Source organism: Cryptosporangium japonicum (assembly GCF_039524755.1).
In the GTDB taxonomy this organism is placed as follows: Bacteria; Actinomycetota; Actinomycetes; order Mycobacteriales; family Cryptosporangiaceae; genus Cryptosporangium; species Cryptosporangium japonicum.
In genome coordinates this window covers 113573-131888 of sequence record NZ_BAAAGX010000023.1, presented here as the reverse complement: position 1 = coordinate 131888, position 18316 = coordinate 113573, and the positions used below count along the sequence as shown (strand labels likewise).

At 72.0% G+C, this 18316-nt stretch carries 18 protein-coding genes; 11 read left to right on the top strand and 7 right to left on the bottom strand.

Annotated features, from left to right (window positions below):
- Positions 1–154: 154 nt before the first annotated feature.
- On the top strand, positions 155–1558 hold the full coding sequence (locus ABD437_RS28465; RefSeq protein ID WP_344652010.1) for a TolB family protein: 1404 nt from the start codon (positions 155–157) through the stop codon (positions 1556–1558).
- Between the two features lie 17 nt (positions 1559–1575).
- On the top strand, positions 1576–2310 hold the full coding sequence (locus tag ABD437_RS28460) for a Fic family protein (RefSeq protein WP_344652009.1): 735 nt from the start codon (positions 1576–1578) through the stop codon (positions 2308–2310).
- Here ABD437_RS28460 and ABD437_RS28455 read toward each other — a convergent pair.
- Together ABD437_RS28455 and ABD437_RS28450 are read right to left on the bottom strand one after the other, a co-directional pair.
- Positions 2307–3197, bottom strand: a complete 891-nt coding sequence (locus tag ABD437_RS28455) for a hypothetical protein (protein ID WP_344652008.1) — start codon at positions 3195–3197, stop codon at positions 2307–2309. The two genes, ABD437_RS28460 and ABD437_RS28455, sit on opposite strands and share 4 nt — an antisense overlap.
- Before the next feature lie 379 nt (positions 3198–3576).
- Positions 3577–4518 (bottom strand): HAD family hydrolase, encoded by a 942-nt coding sequence (locus tag ABD437_RS28450; protein ID WP_344652007.1) that lies wholly within the window; start codon positions 4516–4518, stop codon positions 3577–3579.
- 504 nt (positions 4519–5022) lie between these two features.
- Here ABD437_RS28450 and ssd point away from each other — a divergent pair.
- The 7 genes from ssd to ABD437_RS43100 all read left to right on the top strand — a co-directional run bounded on the left by ssd (position 5023) and on the right by ABD437_RS43100 (position 9903).
- Positions 5023–6099 carry a septum site-determining protein Ssd gene (ssd, locus tag ABD437_RS28445; protein WP_344652006.1) on the top strand — a complete coding sequence of 359 codons (1077 nt, stop codon included), beginning with the start codon at positions 5023–5025 and terminating at the stop codon, positions 6097–6099.
- Positions 6096–7277 (top strand): TadA family conjugal transfer-associated ATPase, encoded by a 1182-nt coding sequence (locus ABD437_RS28440; protein WP_344652005.1) that lies wholly within the window; start codon positions 6096–6098, stop codon positions 7275–7277. The genes ssd and ABD437_RS28440 overlap by 4 nt, the downstream gene beginning before the upstream one ends.
- On the top strand, positions 7271–8149 hold the full coding sequence (locus tag ABD437_RS28435; protein ID WP_344652004.1) for a hypothetical protein: 879 nt from the start codon (positions 7271–7273) through the stop codon (positions 8147–8149). Before ABD437_RS28440 ends, ABD437_RS28435 begins: the two co-directional genes overlap by 7 nt.
- Positions 8146–8895, top strand: coding sequence for a type II secretion system F family protein (locus tag ABD437_RS28430; protein ID WP_344652003.1), 750 nt, complete (start codon positions 8146–8148; stop codon positions 8893–8895). The genes ABD437_RS28435 and ABD437_RS28430 overlap by 4 nt, the downstream gene beginning before the upstream one ends.
- 98 nt (positions 8896–8993) lie before the next feature.
- On the top strand, positions 8994–9158 hold the full coding sequence (locus ABD437_RS28425) for a DUF4244 domain-containing protein (protein WP_344652230.1): 165 nt from the start codon (positions 8994–8996) through the stop codon (positions 9156–9158).
- Between the two features lie 11 nt (positions 9159–9169).
- The gene (locus ABD437_RS28420; RefSeq protein ID WP_344652002.1) at positions 9170–9544 is read left to right on the top strand and encodes a TadE family type IV pilus minor pilin; all 375 of its coding nucleotides are present in this window, start codon (positions 9170–9172) and stop codon (positions 9542–9544) included.
- Positions 9430–9903 (top strand): Rv3654c family TadE-like protein, encoded by a 474-nt coding sequence (locus ABD437_RS43100; RefSeq protein WP_425558271.1) that lies wholly within the window; start codon positions 9430–9432, stop codon positions 9901–9903. The genes ABD437_RS28420 and ABD437_RS43100 overlap by 115 nt, the downstream gene beginning before the upstream one ends.
- A 1135-nt stretch (positions 9904–11038) precedes the next feature.
- Here the strand turns inward: ABD437_RS43100 and ABD437_RS28415 are convergent.
- From ABD437_RS28415 to ABD437_RS28395, 5 genes are read right to left on the bottom strand one after another with little or no spacing between them, the layout of a single operon-like run.
- Positions 11039–11374: a DUF4440 domain-containing protein gene (locus ABD437_RS28415; RefSeq protein ID WP_344652001.1), complete on the bottom strand. Its 336-nt coding sequence runs from the start codon at positions 11372–11374 to the stop codon at positions 11039–11041.
- Positions 11371–12759 (bottom strand): metallopeptidase TldD-related protein, encoded by a 1389-nt coding sequence (locus ABD437_RS28410; RefSeq protein WP_344652000.1) that lies wholly within the window; start codon positions 12757–12759, stop codon positions 11371–11373. Before ABD437_RS28410 ends, ABD437_RS28415 begins: the two co-directional genes overlap by 4 nt.
- Complete coding sequence (locus ABD437_RS28405; RefSeq protein WP_344651999.1) at positions 12756–14276, bottom strand: TldD/PmbA family protein; 1521 nt, start codon at positions 14274–14276, stop codon at positions 12756–12758. Before ABD437_RS28405 ends, ABD437_RS28410 begins: the two co-directional genes overlap by 4 nt.
- A 28-nt stretch (positions 14277–14304) precedes the next feature.
- Entirely contained in the window at positions 14305–14979 is a 675-nt protein-coding gene (locus ABD437_RS28400) for a chromosomal replication initiator protein DnaA (protein ID WP_344651998.1), read from the bottom strand.
- A gap of 53 nt (positions 14980–15032) precedes the next feature.
- Entirely contained in the window at positions 15033–17381 is a 2349-nt protein-coding gene (locus tag ABD437_RS28395) for a DEAD/DEAH box helicase (protein ID WP_425558276.1), read from the bottom strand.
- A gap of 141 nt (positions 17382–17522) precedes the next feature.
- Between ABD437_RS28395 and ABD437_RS28390 the strand changes: the two genes are divergently transcribed.
- Entirely contained in the window at positions 17523–17861 is a 339-nt protein-coding gene (locus ABD437_RS28390) for an STAS domain-containing protein (RefSeq protein ID WP_035847862.1), read from the top strand.
- Positions 17861–18313 (top strand): ATP-binding protein, encoded by a 453-nt coding sequence (locus ABD437_RS28385; RefSeq protein WP_344651997.1) that lies wholly within the window; start codon positions 17861–17863, stop codon positions 18311–18313. The genes ABD437_RS28390 and ABD437_RS28385 overlap by 1 nt, the downstream gene beginning before the upstream one ends.
- Positions 18314–18316 lie beyond the last annotated feature (3 nt).

The window sequence follows — 18316 nt, the reverse complement described above, 5'->3', positions numbered from 1 at the left end:
ACCTCCTCGGTGAGCCGTCGCCAGACTCAAACGTAGTGCCGCGAACGTCGCGGCACAGTACGTGGGCAGGGGTTCCGGCGTTGAGCGGCCTTCTGTCGGCGGTCGATGGCACGCTGTCGTACGGTCGGTGGCTCTCTCCCGAAGGAAACAGCGGATGCGTAAGAGACCGGTGCTCGTGGTCTTGGTGGCGGTGTTCGTCGCCGTGCTGCTGTCGGTGGGGGCCGGGGTCGTGGCCGCGCTGCTGGTCGGAACCGGGGACGACGCGGAGGAGTTCGCCCAGCCCTCCTACCCGAGGAGCGCGGAATCGTTGCCGACGCTGATCTCCGACGTGTCCGAGTCCGTGCCGGGGCGCTCGATCGTCCTGGCCGAGACCACCGGCGCCTTCACCGACGGTCACGTGCTGTTCTCGGCCGACTCCGACCGGGTCCGTGACGTCTCGGCGATCGAGGAGCGGGTCAACTCCGACTACGGGGCGGCGACGACGCGGTTGTCGCCCGACGGCAGGCGGCTGGCCGTCGGAGATCTGAGCGGAACGTTCGACGACGTCCTGGTGCTCGATCTGGTCACCGGGGCGTCGCAGCGGTTCGCGGTCGGGGGTGGCTCCACCGACGTTCTGGCGTGGTCGCCGGACGGTCGGCGCCTCGCGGTCTCGTCGGACGCGCTGGACGTGCTCGACCTGGACACCGGTTCGGTCAGCCGGGTCGCGACCCCGAGCACGAGCACGACGCCCAAGACCGACCTGCTGCCGGGCGAGGCGCCGATGCCGACGGGCGGGGGCGTGGCGGCGCCGAAGACCGTCGACGGGATCACCAAGATCCAGGCCGCGTTCTCGCCCGACGGGCGGTCGATCGCGTACGACGACGGAGTCGACATCGAGGTCTATCCCCTCGGTGGTGCCGGCCCGGTCGTGCGGCTCACCGACAAGGCGGTCTGGTTGGCCGGCCCCTCCGCCTGGTCGCCGGACGGGAAGCGCGTGCTCGTGACGCGCGACGAGACGAACGACGTCACCGGCGCGACGTCGCTGCTGGCGATCGACGTCGCGTCGCAGAACGCCACGCGGTTGGTGACGTTCGACTACGTCGATTTCACCCTGCCGACGCCGGTGGGCTGGCGGAGCCCCTCCGAGGTGCTGCTCTCCGGCACCGATGACGACGGGGCGCTGGTCGTGGAGGCGTTCGACGTCGACGCGCAGCGCCGGGGCGATCGACTCATGACGTTCGGGTACTCGACGTACTCGGCCGAATTCGCCAGCGGGTTGATCGCCACCGCGGTCGGGCGCGACGGGAACTTCTCGGGCGGCCCGACGCCGACCTGGTGGCGCGCGGTGATCGGGGTGACCGTCGGGGGCGTCGTCGCGGTGGGGGGTGCGGTCGTGGCCACGGCGGTGGGGGTGCCGATGGTGCTGCGGCGCCGGGCCGCCGGGCGGCGAGTGGCGCCGCCCCTGCCGGCGAATCCGCGCTTCGTTTCGCCCGCATACGTGCAGTCCCCGCCGGTTCCGCCGACGCCTGCGCCTCCGCCGGTGCGGGTACCGGCGTCGGACTGGGCCCTTCCTCGGTGAGCGGATACGGTCTTACCGTGTCGGATCCCCTCGCGCCGCTGCTCGACCTGCCCGACGTCGCCGACGCGGCGGCGGACGCACGCAAGCAGATCGACCAGCTCTTCGGGCACCAGCTCCTGCGGCGCAACTCCGGGCCGGTGAGCGTCGAGGCCGCGCTGCGCGGGGCCCACGCGTCGGCGGCGCTCGAGGGCGCCCGGTACGACCTGGAGTCGATCCGGGCCGGCGCGGTCACCGACCCGGTCGTGCAGGGCTCGCTGCGGGTCGCGGGTGCGCTCGGTTCGCTCGTCGACACCTGGTCCAAGGCGCCGCTGCAGGTCCTCGCGCGCCTGCACGTCCTCGCGGCCCGCGACGTGCTGCCGCCGGACGCGCTCGGCCGTCCCCGCACCGACCCGGAGGTCGCGGCGCGTCTGTCCGCTCTCAGCGACCTGCTCACCGGCGGTACCGAAGCCCCGGCCGTCGTCCTCGCCGCGATCGTGCACGGCGAGCTACTCGCGCTGGCGCCGTTCGACGGGCCCGGTGGGCTGGTGGCCCGCGCGGCGGCCCGCCTGACGCTGATCACCAAGGGCCTCGACCCGAAGGCGGTCTCGGTACCCGAAGCCGGTCATCTGGCCCGCGAACCGGAGTACATCGGCGCGACGAACGCGTACGCCACGGGCACTGCGGACGGCGTCCGCTCCTGGTTGAAGCATTACTGCGCGGCGGTCGCGCTCGGCGCGGACGAAGGCTTCGCGATCTGCGAGGCGATGAGTTAACGCCTCTTCCGGACCGAATCCGGTAGCGGCCACACCGTCGGGCCACCGGTGGTCCAGAGGGCTCCGGCCAGCTGCGCCACCGCGGCGAACAGCATCAGGTAACCGCCGCTGTCCAGCGACAGCGTGGAGTCGACCATGACCCCGGCCTCGGTGGCCTGGGGCCGGCCGTCGCCGAACAGCACGGTTTTTGACGACACGGCGAGCGAGAACAGGATCAGGACGCTCAGCCCGGCGAGCAACCCGCGGATCTGCGCACCGGTGAAGCCGAACAGGGCCAGCTGGCCGCGCTCCACTACACGCAGGACGCCGAGCGTGGCCACCAGCACCGCGGCCAGGATCGCCACCCAGCTCAGCGGGGCCAGGAACGTACTGGGTGACCAGGCCGTCCAGGACGTCGCCAGTTCCTCCCGGTTCGCGACCGCCACGAATCGCTCGTCGGTGTAGGAGACGAACGGCAGGAGCGAGAACGCGAGGACCAGCACACCGCCGAGGACGGTGAGCACGTCGCCGAGCGTCACCGTGGGGCCTTTGTGCCGGCCAGGGCGCGCGGTACCGCGCGCGGTCGGCGGGCGGTGGGTGGGGATCGGTTCGGTGACGTGCTGTTCGGGGGGCTCCGCCGTCGGGTGGTTGGGCAGGAACGCCGGTGCGCCGCCGTAGATGGGCGGCGGGGCCGCGCTCGTGTCGTACGTCGGCGGATGCGGGGCGGGAACGTCGTCGACGTCCGGTGGCGGCCACGCGGGGCCGCCGGACTGGAAGGCCGGGCCGTGCCAGGTGGCGTGCCCTAACTGATGAGAGGCGGAGCGCTGCTGGTCGGGCCGGGCCGACCACCCGGTCACGGCCGACCACGGAGGAGCCGTCGTCCGGCGAGGCTCGTCCGGCGAACTCATCGTGGTGCTCCCCTCGACGCTGGCCGCAGCATAGTCGTCGGGCAGAACGCGAGAACTCCGGTCAATCGGACCTCGCGGGCAGCGACGACACCAGCAGTGTCGAGTATGTACGGAAGTGACAAATCCGCTGCCGACAAGACGACGGCGCCCCCAGAGGAGGCGCCGTCACGCACAGGAATTCCGGGCTACCAAGCGTGCACCTGTATCGACGAGCGCGGATCCCGTCGAACCCGCCTCGACGCGCCTCGCGCGGCTGGTCGCGCGTGGGTACCCGGAGCTGTGCCCGAGCTTCGTCCGTCGGATGTGCCGTCCGGGCGGAGCCCGTGACCTCTTTCTACGCTCGTTCCGCGGCGCACGGAAGGGGCGCTGAGCAGTACGTTCATACTCCCGCGGACACCCCCGGAGCCGGCTTCGCGCGGTGCCGCCCGTACCAGACCATGCCCGCGAGCGCGGCCGCGCCGACGCCGAAGCCGACCGCGGCGGTGGCCAGGATCGGTGTCGACGGCCGGACGAATCGGGTGGGCAGCGTCACCGGACGACGGAACACCAGCACCGGCCAGTCGTGCTCGAGCGCGGCTTTGCGCAGGCCGCGGTCGGGGTTGACGGCAAAAGGGTGGCCGACCGTCTCGAGCATCGGCACGTCGCTGATCGAGTCGGAGTAGGCGTAACAGTCGGCGAGGTCGTATCCCTCGCTCACCGCCAGCTCGCGGATCGCGGCGGCCTTCGCCGGGCCGGCGGCGTAATACTCGATCTCGCCGGTGTAATGCCCGTCGACGACTGCCATCCGAGTCGCAACCACGCGGTCGACGCCGAGAAGAGCGCCGATCGGAGCGACTACTTCTTCGCCCGACGTACTGACTATGACGACATCACGACCGGCGGCGCGGTGTTCGCCGATCAGTGCGGCGGCCTCGGCGTAAATCGTCGGTTCGATCAGTTCGTGCAGTGTCTCGGCGACGATCTGACGCACTTGACTAACGTTCCAACCGGTGATCATCGCGGTCACCGAGTCACGGATACGCACCATCTGGGCCTCGTCGGCACCGGCGCGCTGAAACATCAACTGTGCGTAAGCACTACGCAACATCGCGCGACGGGTGATCAATCCGCCCTGGTAGAACGGTTTACCGAAGGCCAACGCGCTCGACTTCGCGATAACCGTTTTGTCCAAATCGAAGAACGCGGCGCTTCGAGCGTGGGCCGGCGTGACGGTGCTGGGGGCGCCCGGGGCCGCCGGATCCGCCCCGTGCGGGAGGTCACTGTCCACATGCGGCCGGCGCTCGGCGGGTCGCTCGTCGCCTACGTTGGCGCTCACGCTCATGGCTCGAAGTCTAGGACCCGCTCGACGCCGGGGCGTGTTTCCGGCACCCTTGAGTGGGTACCTATGCGCTAGCCGCTGCGCGTGAGCTTAAGAAAACACTTACGGATCTTCTTTCCGGGCCCACTCGGTTGCAGATCAGCGGTCGGTTGCTAGACAATGTATTGGGTTCTGGGCCGAGTGTGTGGAGGGGGATTACACTTACCAGTCTCGGCTGCCCTAATTTTTGACGGCCTGGTTGACCGCACCCCCCCCGCGGTCATCTGGGCGGGTTCGGCTCGGCCCCCCCGGAGCCGGACCCCGGACGGTCACCGCCCACCCCCCCGGCGGTGACCGTCCCCTTTTTGTCTGAGGCGTTATTTCTCGTTAGTTCTCACTTTTGGCGAAATAGCAAGCCTGTCCACAGGGCGGGGTGGTCGTCGGGCCTCCTGTGGAGAACGTTCTCGCGGGCCTCCGGGTCGGCGACGGTGATCGGGTCGATATCGCGATCACCCGCCGGAGGAAGTCATGTCGCCGCCCGAGGTGTGCCCGCTCGTCTGCGTACGAGACCCGGAGTTGACCGACCACCTCCTTCGTCTCGCCGCCGCGGCCGGCGCGGACGTCGAGGTTCCGGTCGATCCGATCGGTGCTCGCCCACTGTGGATCGGCGCGCCGCTGGTCGTCGTCGGCACCGACGTCGTCGCCGAGTACGTAGCGGCTCGATTGCCCCATCGGCCCGGGGTCGTTCTCGCGGCCGACGAGCGCCACTTCAGTCCCGACGATTCGGCCGTCTGGCGGGTCGCGTCGGAGCTGGGCGCCGCGCACGTCGCGTTCCTGCCCACCGCGGAGGCGTGGCTCGTCGACCGTCTCACCGAGGCGGTCAGCGGGCCACCGCGCGCCGGCCGGGTGGTCGCGGTGATCGGGGGTCGCGGCGGGGCCGGTGCGAGCGTCCTGTCCACGGCGCTGGCCGTCACCGCGGCGCGGAACGGGTCACGCACGATGCTGGTCGACGCGGATCCGTTGGGTGGCGGCCTCGACCTGCTGCTCGGCCGCGAGAACACCGGCGGGCTGCGCTGGCCGGACCTCGTCGACACCGCCGGCCGGGTGAGCCCACCCGCGTTGCACGACGCGCTGCCCCGCGTCGGTGAACTCAGCGTCCTCTCCTGGGACCGCGGTGACGTCCTCGCGGTACCACCCGAGGCCGCGGAGGCCGCGCTGGAGGCCGGGCGCCGCTTCTCCGACCTGTTGGTGGTCGATCTGCCGCGCCGCCCGGACGACGCGGCCGTGCGGGTGTTGCAAGCCGCCGACGTGACGCTCCTGGTCGTTCCGGCCGAGGTCCGGGCCTGCGCGGCGGCCTCGCGGGTGGTGCGGGCGGTGCGTCCGCACTGCGCTCAGCTCGCGTGCGTCGTCCGCGGCCCGGCCCCGGCCGGGCTGCGGTCGGCCGACCTCGCGACCGCGCTGGAGCTGCCGCTGGCCGGGGTGCTCAGGGCGGAGCCCCGCCTCGCCGGTGCCCTCGAACGCGGTGACGTACCGGCGGGGTCCGGCCGAGGGCCGCTGGCCGGCTTCTGCCGGAGCTTCCTGGCGGAGCTGGAGGCGCCGGTATGACCACGTCCGCGACGGATCCGGAGGCGCTGGCGGAGCGGGTCCGCAGCCGCCTGATCACGCTCGGGCACCCGCCGACACCGGCTGCCGTGGCCACCGCGGTGCGGGCCGAGTACGGCTCGCCGATCGGGGACCGGACACTGTTCACGCTCACCGCGCGGCTGCACGCCGAACTGGTGGGCGCCGGTCCGCTGACCGCTCTGCTGGCCGAGCCCACCGTCACCGACGTCCTGGTGAACGGGCCGCAGGAGGTCTGGGTCGACCGGGGCGCCGGTCTGCAGCGGGTGAACTGCGATCTCGGCGACGACACCGCGGTGCGTCGGCTGGCCCAGCGGCTCGCGGCGGCGTGCGGGCGCCGGCTGGACGACGCGTCGCCGTTCTGCGACGCGAAACTTCCCGACGGGACGCGGATCCACGCGGCCCTGCCGCCGGTGGCGGCCACCACGGTGCACCTGTCGCTGCGTACGTTCCGGCCGCAGGGCTTCACGGTGGACGACCTGATCACGGCCGGGACGTTCACGCCGGAGTCGGCGGCGATCGCCCGCGCGGTGCTGGCGGCGAGGCTGGCCTTCCTGGTCAGCGGCGGAACCGGCAGCGGCAAGACGACGCTGCTGTCCGCCCTGCTCGGCGAGGTGCCCGCGGACGAGCGGCTGGTGATCGTCGAGGACGCGACCGAGCTCCGGCCGGTCCATCCGCACGTGGTCTCGTTGGAGGCCCGTCCGGCCAACGCCGAAGGCGCCGGGGAGATCCCGGTGCGCGCACTCGTCCGCGAAGCGCTGCGGATGCGTCCGGATCGGATCGTGCTCGGCGAGTGCCGGGGGCCGGAGATCGCCGAGCTGCTCGCGGCGCTCAACACCGGGCACGACGGCGGCGCCGGCACGCTCCACGCGAACACCCCCGACGCGGTGCCGACGCGGATCGAGGCGCTCGGTCTGCTCGCCGGCCTGAGCCGCGACGCGGTGCACGCCCAGTTGGCGGATGCGCTGCAGGTGGTGTTCCACGTCGTGCGCCGGATGCCTGGGGGTGGTCGGCCGGGGCTGCGGGTTCTGACGGAGATCGGCGTCTTCCGGGTGGGGGCGGAAGGGCGCGTCGTGGTGCTGCCGGCGTGGCGCCGGGACGGCGGTGCGACGCCGGGACTTGCGTTCTTGCGCGGGCTGCTCGACGCGGCGGTCCGATGGTGACCGGGGTGGTGCCGGTGGTCGCCGCGCTCGCGTTGCTCGGGGCGGCGGCGATGGTCGCCGTGCCCGGGAGTGCGCGTGGGCGGCTGCGGGTGGTCGCCCGCTCCGCCGGGGCGGCGAGCGGGCCCGGGCCCGGTGCGCGGCTGCTGGGAGCCGGTCGTCGGCGCGCGCTGCCGAGGCGGCGCCTCGTGGTGCCCCTGCTGGCTCTTGCCGCGCTCCTGACGGCGGTGGTGGTGGGGCCGGTCGTCGCCGGTGCGGCGCTGGCCTACGGTCTCGCCGGCCGCCGCGCGTTGGGTCAGCGGGCCGCCACCCGGGCCGCCGACGAGCTCCGTGCGCTCGGCGGGGTGGCGCTGGCCGGCCTGGCCGACGATCTCCGCGCCGGCCGGACGCCGTCGGCGGCACTGCACGCGGCGATCGTCACCGTCGAGGACGGACCGGTGACCGCACCCGTCGCGTCCGCGCTGGCCGCCGCCAGGGTCGCGGTGGTGCGGCACCCGTTCGGCGACGTCGCGGCGTTGTTGCGGGCCGTGCCCGGCCCGCTCGAGCCCGCGTTCGGCCGGCTCGCCGCCGCGTGGACCCTTGCCGACTGCGGCATCCCTCTGGCCGACGTGGTCGGACAGCTGGACGTCGAACTGCGACGGCTCCGTCGCCTGAGCGAGCGGGCCGCCGTGCACACCGCCTCGGCGCGGACCACGGCCCGGCTGGTCGCCGGGCTCCCGGTGCTGGGGCTCGGAATCGGGCAGCTCCTGGGCGCCGCACCGCTGGCCGTACTCACCCGGACGCCGGGCGGGGCGGCGTGCGCGGCCGCGGCCGTGGCCCTGCACCTGATCGGGTTTTCGCTCGCGCGTCGCTTGAGCCGGGTGGTGCTCACATGAACCGCGTTTTCCTCGCCGCGGTGCCGGTGCTTCTCGGCGCCGCCTTGCTCGCGGCCCGCCCCACGGCCCGCCGACGCCTGACCCGCCTCGGCCGCACCTTCGGCGGCTCGAGTCGGACGGGCGGAGCAGCCGCGCCCGGGAGCAGGAGTGAGCTGGTCTCGCGGTGGGTGGTGCCCGGGCTGGTGGGGCTGGCCGCCGCGGGGATGGTCGGGTCGTGGTGGGGGCTGATCGTCGGCGCGGCCGTCGGAGTGGGCGTTCATCGGCTCGTGCGTCGGATGCCGTCCCCGGCCGTCAACCGCGAGCGCGAAGCCGCGGCGGCCGAGCTGCCCTACGCGGTCGACCTGCTCGCCGCGGTACTGAAGTCCGGCGCACCGCTGGACCGTGCCGTGGCCCTGGTCGGGGCGGCGATCGGCGGGCCGCTGGGGAAGCGGTTCGCGCTCGTCGGCCGGGCGCTCCGCCTCGGCGTGGTCGGCGAACCCGGTTGGCGCGCGCTCGACGACGTCCCCGGCGCGGAGGGGTTCGTCCCCGCGGCGATACGCGCGGCCGACAGCGGCTCCGCGTTGGCCGCCGCGTGCACCCGCTGCGCGGGCGACCTCCGAGAGGGCCGCGAAGCACGAGCGGAGGCAGCGGCGCACCGCGCGGCCGTCTGGGTGGTGCTGCCGCTGGGGTTCTGCTTCTTACCGGCGTTCGTCCTGGTCGGCGTGGTGCCGATCGTGCTGGGGGTGCTCGATGAGCTGCTCACCTGAGCGCGGTCGGCGGAGCGCGGCGGGCGTCGGCGGAAAGTTGCCGGGGACGGCCCGGCCGACGAGAGGAGATGCCGATGAACGCGGTCCTTCGGGGCGCGATGCGACGGGTCCGGCTGGTGGGAGAGGCCGGGATGAGCACGGCCGAGTACGCCGTCGGAACGATCGCCGCGGTGGCGTTCGCCGGGGTGCTGTTGAAGGTCGTGACGTCGCCGGCCGTGCAGTCGGCGCTGACCGCGATCCTCGCGAAGGCGCTGAAGGGGTAGCGCGCGGGTCGGTGACCGCGGAGTTGGCGGCGGCACTGCCGATCGTGGTGCTGTTGTTGACCGCTGGGCTGACGGTGCTGGCCGCCACTACCGCGCACCTCCGTTGCGTCGACGCTGCGCGGGAGGCCGCCCGCGCAGCGTCACGCGGCGATCCGGAGGCGGTGGCGGTTGGCCGGCGGGTGGCGCCGTCGGGTGCGAGGGTGCGGCTCGTTCATGAGGGTGGGCTCGTGCGTGTGGTTGTTTCCGCCCCGATGCCGGCGGTGGGTCGTGCGTGGCCCGGGGAGGTGACGGCTACGGCCGTGGCCGAGCTCGAGCCCGACTCGCAGGCAGCGTTCGGGTCTGGGTTCCGGTTTCCGCTTGGGGCGCGGCTCAAGGCGGGGCCGTGACTGACGCGCGGGGTAGTGCCTCGGTGCTCGCCCTGGCGGTCGGGCTGGCCCTGTTGCTGGTGGGGCTCGGCTTCCAAACCGTTGGTGCTGCCGCGGTCGCTCGTCATCGCGCTGGCCTGGCGGCCGATCTGGCTGCGCTCTCCGGCGCTTTACATGTTGCGGAAGGCGCTCCGGCGGCCTGTGCTCGAGCTGCGGCGATCGCTTCTGAGAACGGAGCCACACTCACCGATTGCCGGACGACGGGTACGCACGTGATCGTCAGCACCGCCGTCCCACCGACCGGCCCAGCGGCCCTGATCGGCCAAGCCACCGCCACCGCACACGCCGGCCCGGTTACCCCACCCCTGCAGCCGCCGTGAACAGCGCTACGGCCCGGGTTGGAGTTCGGCCGGAGAGCGCGGCTCCTGTTAGTGAGCGCGGCTCCCGTCAGAGCCTCGCTGTCTCTTGGTGAGCCTTCGAGGGCTGGTGGAGCTCTGCGGAGGAGTTAAGGCGCCTGAGTGGATCTCAGGGCTGCCGCCGGTGGATCTCGGTGGCCGCGTGATCTCGGCGGCCCATGCTGCTCCGACGAAGCTCAGCGGCGCTGTGAAGCTCAGTGGCGCTGTGAAGCTCAGTGGCGTTGTGAAGCCTGGTGGCGCCCGTGAAGTTCAGTGGCGCCCGTGAAGTTGAGCCCCACCCAGGTTGGCGGCCCGCTCTTCGGCGGGGTTTCGTTCGGCGGCGGGGGTTCGTGTAGCGGCCCGGCCGAGTTCGGTAGCCGGTCATGTTGGCGGCGCCATGATGCTCGGCGGCCAAAGTGAAAGTTGGGCACAGCGGTGATTTGGGCACCCCGGTGACTTAGGCACCCCGGTGATTTGGGCGGCCCCGATGAAGCTCGATGACCCGTGAAGGCTCGTTGGCTCGAGGCTGCGCGGTCCGGTGTGGTGACCCCGCGCTTTAGTCGGCAGCCCCCGTGCGAGCCAACGGGTCGATCACTGCGCACGCCTGACTTGGCGGCCTCGGCATGCCAGCCCCGTGAAAGCTCGGGGGCCAGGATCACGGCGCCTGCGATCCCGGCGCCTGCAACCCCGCCGAATCAGGTTTCAGGAGCCTCCGTGAAAGGAGATCCCAACGAGGACAGAAGGTCGGTAGGTCGAGCGGTCACCATGTCCAGCCGCTCATGGCACCGAACAACGCAGGAAGCCTTACCCCGCAGGCAGCCCACCCGAGCGGGGAGTCCCGGTCCGCATCAGCCCAGCCGAACTGAAAGCGCCGCCCACCACCAAGCACGAAGCGCCACCAAGCACGAAGCGCCGCCGAGCACGAAGCGCCGCCGAGCACGAAGCGCCACCAAGCACGAAGCGCCGCCGAGCACGAAGCTCCACCGAGTACGAAACTGCGCCAAGCACCGAGCCCAACCAGACCCGAGATCACCCGAGTTCGAAGCGCGGCGGCGCACCAAGCCCTCGCCACGCACCAATCCCCACCCGCACCACGCCGAGCAGAGCCACCCGAACCACCTCAAAAAGCGAGGCGGCCGCCGAAGAACACCTGGGTTTCGATCAGCAAGCCATCCCTCACCCGGGACACCTCCGCATTGCGGTAGCGCCCACCTTCCACCACGTACTCGTACAACAGAAAAACCTCACCACCCCCCAGATCAACCACGTGCACGATCTCCTGCTCCGTGAACCGATCCGCGGTCGGGAAGCAGCGCGCGAGGAACGTGGCCTTGTCCAGGTGGTCGTCCTGCGGGCTGGTGAAGACGTAATCCGCAGCCAACAACGCCGACGCAGCGTCCAGGTCCTGCGCCCGATACGCCGCCATCGAGGACCGCACCACCTCGACCGGGGTCATGAGGCCGGGGAGACGCTGCTCATGTTGAAGTCGGGCACCCGCAGGGCGGGCATCGCGGTGCGGTGGAAGTAGTCGCCCCACTCGCGGGAGAAGGCCGGCACCGTGGTGGAGGCCCCGGAGAACCTCGACAACAAATCAACCGGTGACTCGTTGAAACGGAAGTTGTTGACGGCTCCGACGACCTCGCCGCCCTCGACCAGGTACACGCCGTCGCGGGTCAGGCCGGTGAGCAACAGCGTCTGCGGGTCCACCTCGCGGATGTACCAGAGGCAGGTCAGGAGCAGCCCTCGGTCGACGCCGGCGACCAGGTCGTCCAGGCCTCCGGACGCGCCGCCGACCTCCATGATCAGGTTCCCAACCGCGGGTGTCACCGGTAGGTCGGTGATCTCGGCCGAGCGGCGGGTCTGGAGCAGCGCGGTGAGTGAACCGTCGCGCATCCAGTCGGTCGGCTCCAGGGTCAGGCCGTTGTCGAACACGCTGCTGGTGCCCGAGGAAGCCTGGGCCAGCACGAACGGTGCGGAGGCCAGCCCGGACGCCCCCGGGTCGGAGCGCAGCGTCACGGGGTGCGGGGTCAGGCGTTCGCCTACCCGGGTGCCGCCGCCGGGGCGGGAGAACACCGTGCGGCCCTCGTGGGCCGAGCGGGCGCTCATGTTCCAGTACGCGTAGATCATCAGGTCGGCCACGGCGGTCGGCGGCAGCACCGTGTCGTACCGGCCCGGCTCCAGGTCGATCCGGCGGGCGGACCAGGCCAGCCGCCGGGCCAGTTCGGCGTCCAGGGAGGCGATCGACACGTCGGAGAAGTCGCGTGTCGCCTGGCCCACCCACGCCGAGCGGCTCAGGTCGGAGCCGACCTTGCCGGTGATGCCGATGTGTCCCTGCGGCTGGACGTGGCGCAGCCGCAGCCCCGTCGAGGTGCCCAGGTAGTACGTGTCGACCTCGTGCTCCACGAAACCGTAGAGCAGCCGGTCGGCTCCGCGGGCCTCCACGAACGCGTCACCCAGAGCCGGGGCCACCGACGAGAACACGTCGATCGACGTCTCGGAGGGCGCCAGGTCCCAGTCCGGTGAAGCGCCGCCGGGCACCAGCGGGTTGGCGTCGTCCGCCGCGCCGTTGCCCCGTGCGGTCTCCTCCGAGGCGCGGACCAGCGCCTCCAGTTCGTCCGCGGAGACCGACGTCCGGGACACCGCGCCGCTCGCCACGCCGGTGCCCACGCCCACCGTGGAAATCACCGTGATCGAGCGTGAGCGCATGACGCCGTTCGTCGTCAGCGTGTTCGTCGCCCAGCGGAGGTTCGCGCTCGTCGACTCGCCGGCGATGACGATGCACCCGTCGCCCTTCGACAGGGCCAGCGCCCGCTCGACGAGTTCCTGCGCGCTGGCGGTCATCGCCCGCCCTCCTGCACCGTGTTGAGGATCGAGACGTCGCGGAACAGTGCGCTCGGGCAGCCGTGCGACACCGGCGCCACCTGGCCCGGCTGGGCCTTGCCGCAGTTGAACGCGCCGCCGAGCACCCAGGTCGACGGGCCGCCGACGGCCTCCATCGAGCCCCAGAAGTCCAGCGTGTTGCTCTGGTAGGCCACGTCACGCAGCTGCCCGGCCAGTCGGCCGTTGCGGATCTCGAAGAAGCGCTGGCCGGTGAACTGGAAGTTGTAGCGCTGCATGTCGATCGACCACGACTTGTCGCCGACCACGTAGATCCCGCGCTCGACGCCGCCGATCAGGTCGTCGGTCGTCACGTCCGAGGCGGCCGGAGCCAGGGACACGTTCGCCATCCGCTGGATCGGCACGTGCCCGGGTGAGTCGGCGAACGCGCACCCGTTCGAGCGCGACACCCCCAGCTGCGAACCCAGCAGCGCGGCCATCCGCCGGTCCAGCTGGTAGCCGACCAGGGTGCCGGAGCGCACGATGTCCCACGACTGACCGGCCACGCCCTCGTCGTCCCAGCCGACCGTCGCCAGGCCGTGCTCGACGGTGCGGTCGCCGGTGACGTTCATGACGCCGGACCCGTAGCGCAGCGTGCCGACCTTGTCCGGGGTGGCGAACGAGGTGCCGGCGTAGTTGGCCTCGTAACCGAGCGCCCGGTCGAGCTCGGTGGCGTGCCCGACCGACTCGTGGATGGTCAGCCACAGGTTCGACGGGTCGATCACCAGGTCGTAGCGGCCCGGCTCGACGCTCCGCGCGGCCATCTTCTCGGCCAGCAGGGACGGCAACGACGCCAGTTCGGTGTCCCAGTCCCACCCGGTGCCGGTGAGGTACTCCCAGCCGCGGCCGACGGGCGGCGCGATGCTGTCCATCGTCTCGAACCGGCCGCTCGCGGCGTCCACCGACAGCGCCTGGATGGCGGGGTTCACCCGCACCCGCTGCTGCGTCACGACCGTGCCCGCGGTGTCCGCGTAGAACTTGCCCTCGAGCACCTGCGCGAGGCTCGCGGTCACGTGATTGACGTTCGAGGCCTTCAGCAGGCGTTCCGAGTAGTCGGCGAGGAGCGCGACCTTCTCGGTCTCCGGCACGTCGAACGGATCGACCAGGTACGAGGAGACCCACTCGACGTCCCGGTAGACCGGCTCGTCGGCCAGCTCGACCCGCTCGGTGCTCATCCGCGCGCTGACCTTCGCCACCTGCACCGCCGTCGAGGCCGCCGCGACGACCGCGTCGACGGTCAGGTCGACACCGGCCGCGAAGCCCCAGGCACCGTCGTGCACGACACGGACCGCGAAACCGACGTCTTCGCCGTCGTGGCTGCCTTCGAGGCGGCCGTCGCGCAGCGACAGCCCCTGGGAACGCAGCCGTTCGAGGCGGAAGTCCGCATGGCTCGCGCCGAGGTCGCGAGCCCGTTGCAGGGCTGCGTCGGCGAGCGCGGTGCGGGGTAGGGCGAGGAAACGCTGATCGATCTCGTGCGCCACTCGACCGAGACTAGCGTCTGAACCGCTTTCAGTACGGACGGTGCTGCGGAGGCTGCTGAGGGCCGTTGCCGTACGGGTCGTTGTCGGGGTACGAGTGGCCACCCGACTGGTACACCGTTCCGGTGGTCCGCGGCGGCTCGTCGCGGTAGGGGTCGACCGTCGGGTACTCCTCGGTCTTGTGCTCGCCCATCATCGGGTACGCGTCGGTGGGGGAGTTGTCACCGCGGTACGGCTCCGGCGGCCGGTGGCCCGGGTAGGAGTCGGGCGACGCCGGCGGGTACGGGTCGGGCTGGTGGGTTTCCGAGCGGGCCCGCAGCGCCGCCTCTTCCTGCCGCGCGGCTTCCTCCCGGCGGGCCGTCTCGGCGCGTTCCCACGCGGCGAGTTCTTCCCGGCGGGCGGCCTCGTGGTCGGGCTCGGGCTCGGGCTGCTCGCGCGGAGCCACCGGGGCCTCGACCGGCGCCCGCTTCGCGGCTTTCCGCTCCCGACGCCGACGACGCGCGATCGCGAAGCCCCAGCGGATGAACGAGACGCCGATCATGAACAGGATGCCGATCGCGATCCCGACCAGGATCAACGTCCGGCCGTTCAGGTTCGGGATGTTCAGACCGAAGAAGTGGACGTTGGCTGTGTCACCCGGCTGCAATGCCAGCCCCACCCCGAGGGCGATCGCCACTGCGGCGAGCAGCAGGCCCAGCAGAACCATGGTCCGCGTCCTCTCCGAATCAGCCCGGTCCCCACCGGCAACCGACCCGTCGGTCACCGAGGGTGTGACCCCCCGACCTGGAGGCCAAACGTACTCTGTCGGGGCGCGGCGCGCCGCACGCGGTCGACTACTGCTGTCAGCAACCGGACAGCACCGGCTTTGTCCAGCGGATCGTTGCCGTTGCCGCATTTCGGCGAGTAGACGCACGACGGGCAACCGGTCGCGCACTCGCACGCGGCGATCGCGTCACGGGTGGCGGTGAGCCACTCGACGGCCGCGTCGAACCCGCGCTCGGCGAACCCGGCGCCGCCCGGATGGCCGTCGTAGACGAACACGGTCGCCAAGCCGGTGTCCTGATGCGACGCCGTCGACAACCCGCCGATGTCCCACCGGTCGCAGCTGGCCACGAGCGGCAGCAGACCGATCGCCGCGTGCTCGGCGGCGTGCGCGGCGCCGCCGACGTCGGGGAGGTCGAGGTCGGCGGCGGCCAGCACCGCATCGTCGAACGTGTACCAGACCGCCCGGGTGCGCAGCTGCTGCGGCGGCAGGTCGAGCGGCTGCTCGTCGATCACCTCGCCGGACAGGATGCGCTTGCGCTGGAACGACACGACCTGGTTCGTGACGTCGACGGTGCCGAAGCACAGCTGCACACCGTCGGCGTCGATCCGGTCCTCCACCGACACCACGGCGAGGTCCGTGACGTCCTGGGACTGGGTGTACCAGTCCGGTTCGGCCGGCCGCACCAGCGCCACCAGGTCGTCCAGGTTCAGCTCCTCGACGACGAACGTCTCGCCGCGGTGGAGGTGGACGGCGCCGGTGTGAACGCTCGACGGGGCCGAGCCGGCGTCCACGGTGCCGAGCAGCCGCCCGGTCGAGGCCTCGACGATCGAGACCGGCTCGCCGCCGGTGCCACGCAGGTCGGCGTCCGGACGACCGCGCGAGGTCCAGTACCAGCCGGCCGGGCGGCGCCGGAGCACACCCGCGGCCACCAGGCCGTCCAGGGCGTACCGGGCCGCGTCGCCGCCGAACAGCGGCAGGTCGGCCTCGGTCAGCGGCAGTTCCGCCGCCGCGCACGCCAGCTGCGGCCCGAGCACGTACGGGTTCGACGGGTCCAGCACGGTCGCCTCGACCGGCCGTCCGAACACCGCCGACGGGTGGTGCACGAGGTAGCTGTCGAGCGGGTCGTCGCGGGCCACCAGCACCGCGAGCGCGTCGCGGCTGCCGCGCCCGGCGCGCCCGGCCTGCTGCCAGAGCGACGCGATCCGCCCCGGATAACCGGTGAGCACGACCGCGTCCAGCCCGGTCATGTCGACGCCGAGCTCCAACGCGTTCGTGGACGCCAGGCCGAGCAGCGCCCCCGAGCGCAGCGCGTTCTCCAGTTCGCGCCGATCGTCGGCCAGGTAACCGGCGCGGTACGCGGCCACCTGCTCGACCAGCTCGGGCACCGCCTCGGCCAGCGCCCGTTTCGCGCCGAGCGCCACCGCCTCCGCGCCCCGCCGGGACCGGACGAACGCCAGCGTCCGTGCACCCTCCGCGACCAGGTCGGCCAGCAGGTCCGCGGCCTCGGCCGTCGCCGACCGCCTGGTCGGCACGCCCCGCTCACCCACCAGCGGGGAGACGGGCGGCTCCCAGAGCGCGAACGTCGTCGCGCCGCGCGGCGACCCGTCGTCGGTCACCGCACGCACCGGCAGACCGACGAGCGAGAACGCCGACGCTCCCGGGTCGGACACCGTCGCCGACGCGCACACGAACACCGGCGAGGACCGGTACCGCGCGCAGATCCGACGCAACCGGCGCAGGACGTGCGCGACGTGCGAGCCGAACACCCCGCGATAGGAGTGGCACTCGTCGACGACCACGTACCGCAGCCGCCGGAAGAACGACGCCCACGCCTCGTGCCGGGGCAGGATCCCGCGGTGCAGCATGTCCGGATTGGTGAGCACGAGGCGGCTGTGCGCCCGGACCCACTCACGCTCGGTGTCGACGGTGTCGCCGTCGAACAGCGCGGGCCGGATGCCCTCGCCGAGGTCGATCAGCCCGCGCAGCTGGTCGGCGGCGAGCGCCTTGGTGGGGGAGAGGTACAGCGCGGTCGCCCGCTGGTCCGACAGCAGGGTGGTGAGCGTCGGCAGCTGGTAGGCCAGTGACTTGCCGGACGCGGTACCGGTCGCGACGACCACCGACTCGCCGGAGAACGCGGCCTCCGCGGCCTCGACCTGGTGCGACCACGGCCGCGACACGCCACGGGCGGCGTAGGCGTCGCGAAGAGACGACGGCACCCAGGTGGGCCACTCGACATGGACCGCCGGGCGGGAGGGAAGATGCTCCACGTGTGTCACGGGATCGCTCGTGCGACCCCGGCGTACCCGCTGCAACCAGAGCGCTGGAGAGGTCTCGGCGGACAGCTGCGTGGACACGCAAGAACTGTGCCACGTATGTACGAACGCGCCCAACGCCCAATTAGCACTCTTCGTAATTGGATAATGACGGTGTGAGGCGTGGTTGAATCAGGGCCGAGCTGGCCTTGGGCATCCTGGAGGGTCTTCGTGGAGCTGTCGTTGACGACCCGGGCCGTGGGACGTCACACGGTCCTCGCGGTCGGCGGTGAGATCGACGTCTACACCGCGCCGCAGCTCCGGTCGGAGCTGATTCGCCTCGCCGACGCCGGGTTCGCCCACATCGTCGTCGACATGGAGCGGGTGGACTTCCTCGACTCGACCGGGCTCGGCGTGCTGGTGGGTGCGTTGAAGCGGGCGCGCGCGGCCGGCGGCTCGGTCGAGCTGGTGAGCTCGCAGCCGAAGATCCTGAAAATCTTCAACGTCACCGGGCTGGAGAAGGTCTTCAACATCCATGCCTCGGTTGATGAGGCGGTTGCGGCCGGTTGATGCGCACCGTGAGGTTGGCGTTCTCCCCGACCCCGGCGCATGTCCGTACGGCGCGTCTGGTGGCCGTCGCGACGGCGCGTAACGCCGGTGTGGCCGAGGGGATCCTGGACGAGATCCGGCTCGCCGTGGGTGAGGCCTGTTCCCGTGCGGTCAGCCTGCACGTCCAGCACAAACGATCCGAGCTGGTCGAGGTCGAGTTCACCGACGGGCCCCGGTTCGAGGTGGTCGTGCGCGACTCCGCCCCCGCCGACCAGGCGCTGCACGCCGACCTGGCGGTGACCAGCCCGTTCGTCGCCGGTCCGGCGTTCGCCGAGACCGAGTCCGAGGAGGAGGTCGCGGCCGGCGTCGGCCTCGCCCTGCTGACCGGTCTGGTGGACGACGTTACGGTCACGCCCGCAACGGACCGGGACGGCACGGTCGTCCGGATGACGTGGGAGAGCGCGGCCCGCTGAAGG

What these genes read in the sequence shown, in the direction of transcription:
- ABD437_RS28465 (WP_344652010.1), top strand. Translation starts at nt 155, where the DNA reads ATGCGTAAGAGACCGGTGCTCGTGGTCTTGGTGGCGGTGTTCGTCGCC.
- ABD437_RS28455 (WP_344652008.1), bottom strand. Translation starts at nt 3,197, where the DNA reads ATGAGTTCGCCGGACGAGCCTCGCCGGACGACGGCTCCTCCGTGGTCG.
- ABD437_RS28450 (WP_344652007.1), bottom strand. Translation starts at nt 4,518, where the DNA reads ATGAGCGTGAGCGCCAACGTAGGCGACGAGCGACCCGCCGAGCGCCGG.
- ssd (WP_344652006.1), top strand. Translation starts at nt 5,023, where the DNA reads ATGTCGCCGCCCGAGGTGTGCCCGCTCGTCTGCGTACGAGACCCGGAG.
- ABD437_RS28440 (WP_344652005.1), top strand. Translation starts at nt 6,096, where the DNA reads ATGACCACGTCCGCGACGGATCCGGAGGCGCTGGCGGAGCGGGTCCGC.
- ABD437_RS28435 (WP_344652004.1), top strand. Translation starts at nt 7,271, where the DNA reads ATGGTGACCGGGGTGGTGCCGGTGGTCGCCGCGCTCGCGTTGCTCGGG.
- ABD437_RS28430 (WP_344652003.1), top strand. Translation starts at nt 8,146, where the DNA reads ATGAACCGCGTTTTCCTCGCCGCGGTGCCGGTGCTTCTCGGCGCCGCC.
- ABD437_RS28425 (WP_344652230.1), top strand. Translation starts at nt 8,994, where the DNA reads ATGCGACGGGTCCGGCTGGTGGGAGAGGCCGGGATGAGCACGGCCGAG.
- ABD437_RS28415 (WP_344652001.1), bottom strand. Translation starts at nt 11,374, where the DNA reads ATGACCCCGGTCGAGGTGGTGCGGTCCTCGATGGCGGCGTATCGGGCG.
- ABD437_RS28410 (WP_344652000.1), bottom strand. Translation starts at nt 12,759, where the DNA reads ATGACCGCCAGCGCGCAGGAACTCGTCGAGCGGGCGCTGGCCCTGTCG.
- ABD437_RS28400 (WP_344651998.1), bottom strand. Translation starts at nt 14,979, where the DNA reads ATGGTTCTGCTGGGCCTGCTGCTCGCCGCAGTGGCGATCGCCCTCGGG.
- ABD437_RS28385 (WP_344651997.1), top strand. Translation starts at nt 17,861, where the DNA reads ATGCGCACCGTGAGGTTGGCGTTCTCCCCGACCCCGGCGCATGTCCGT.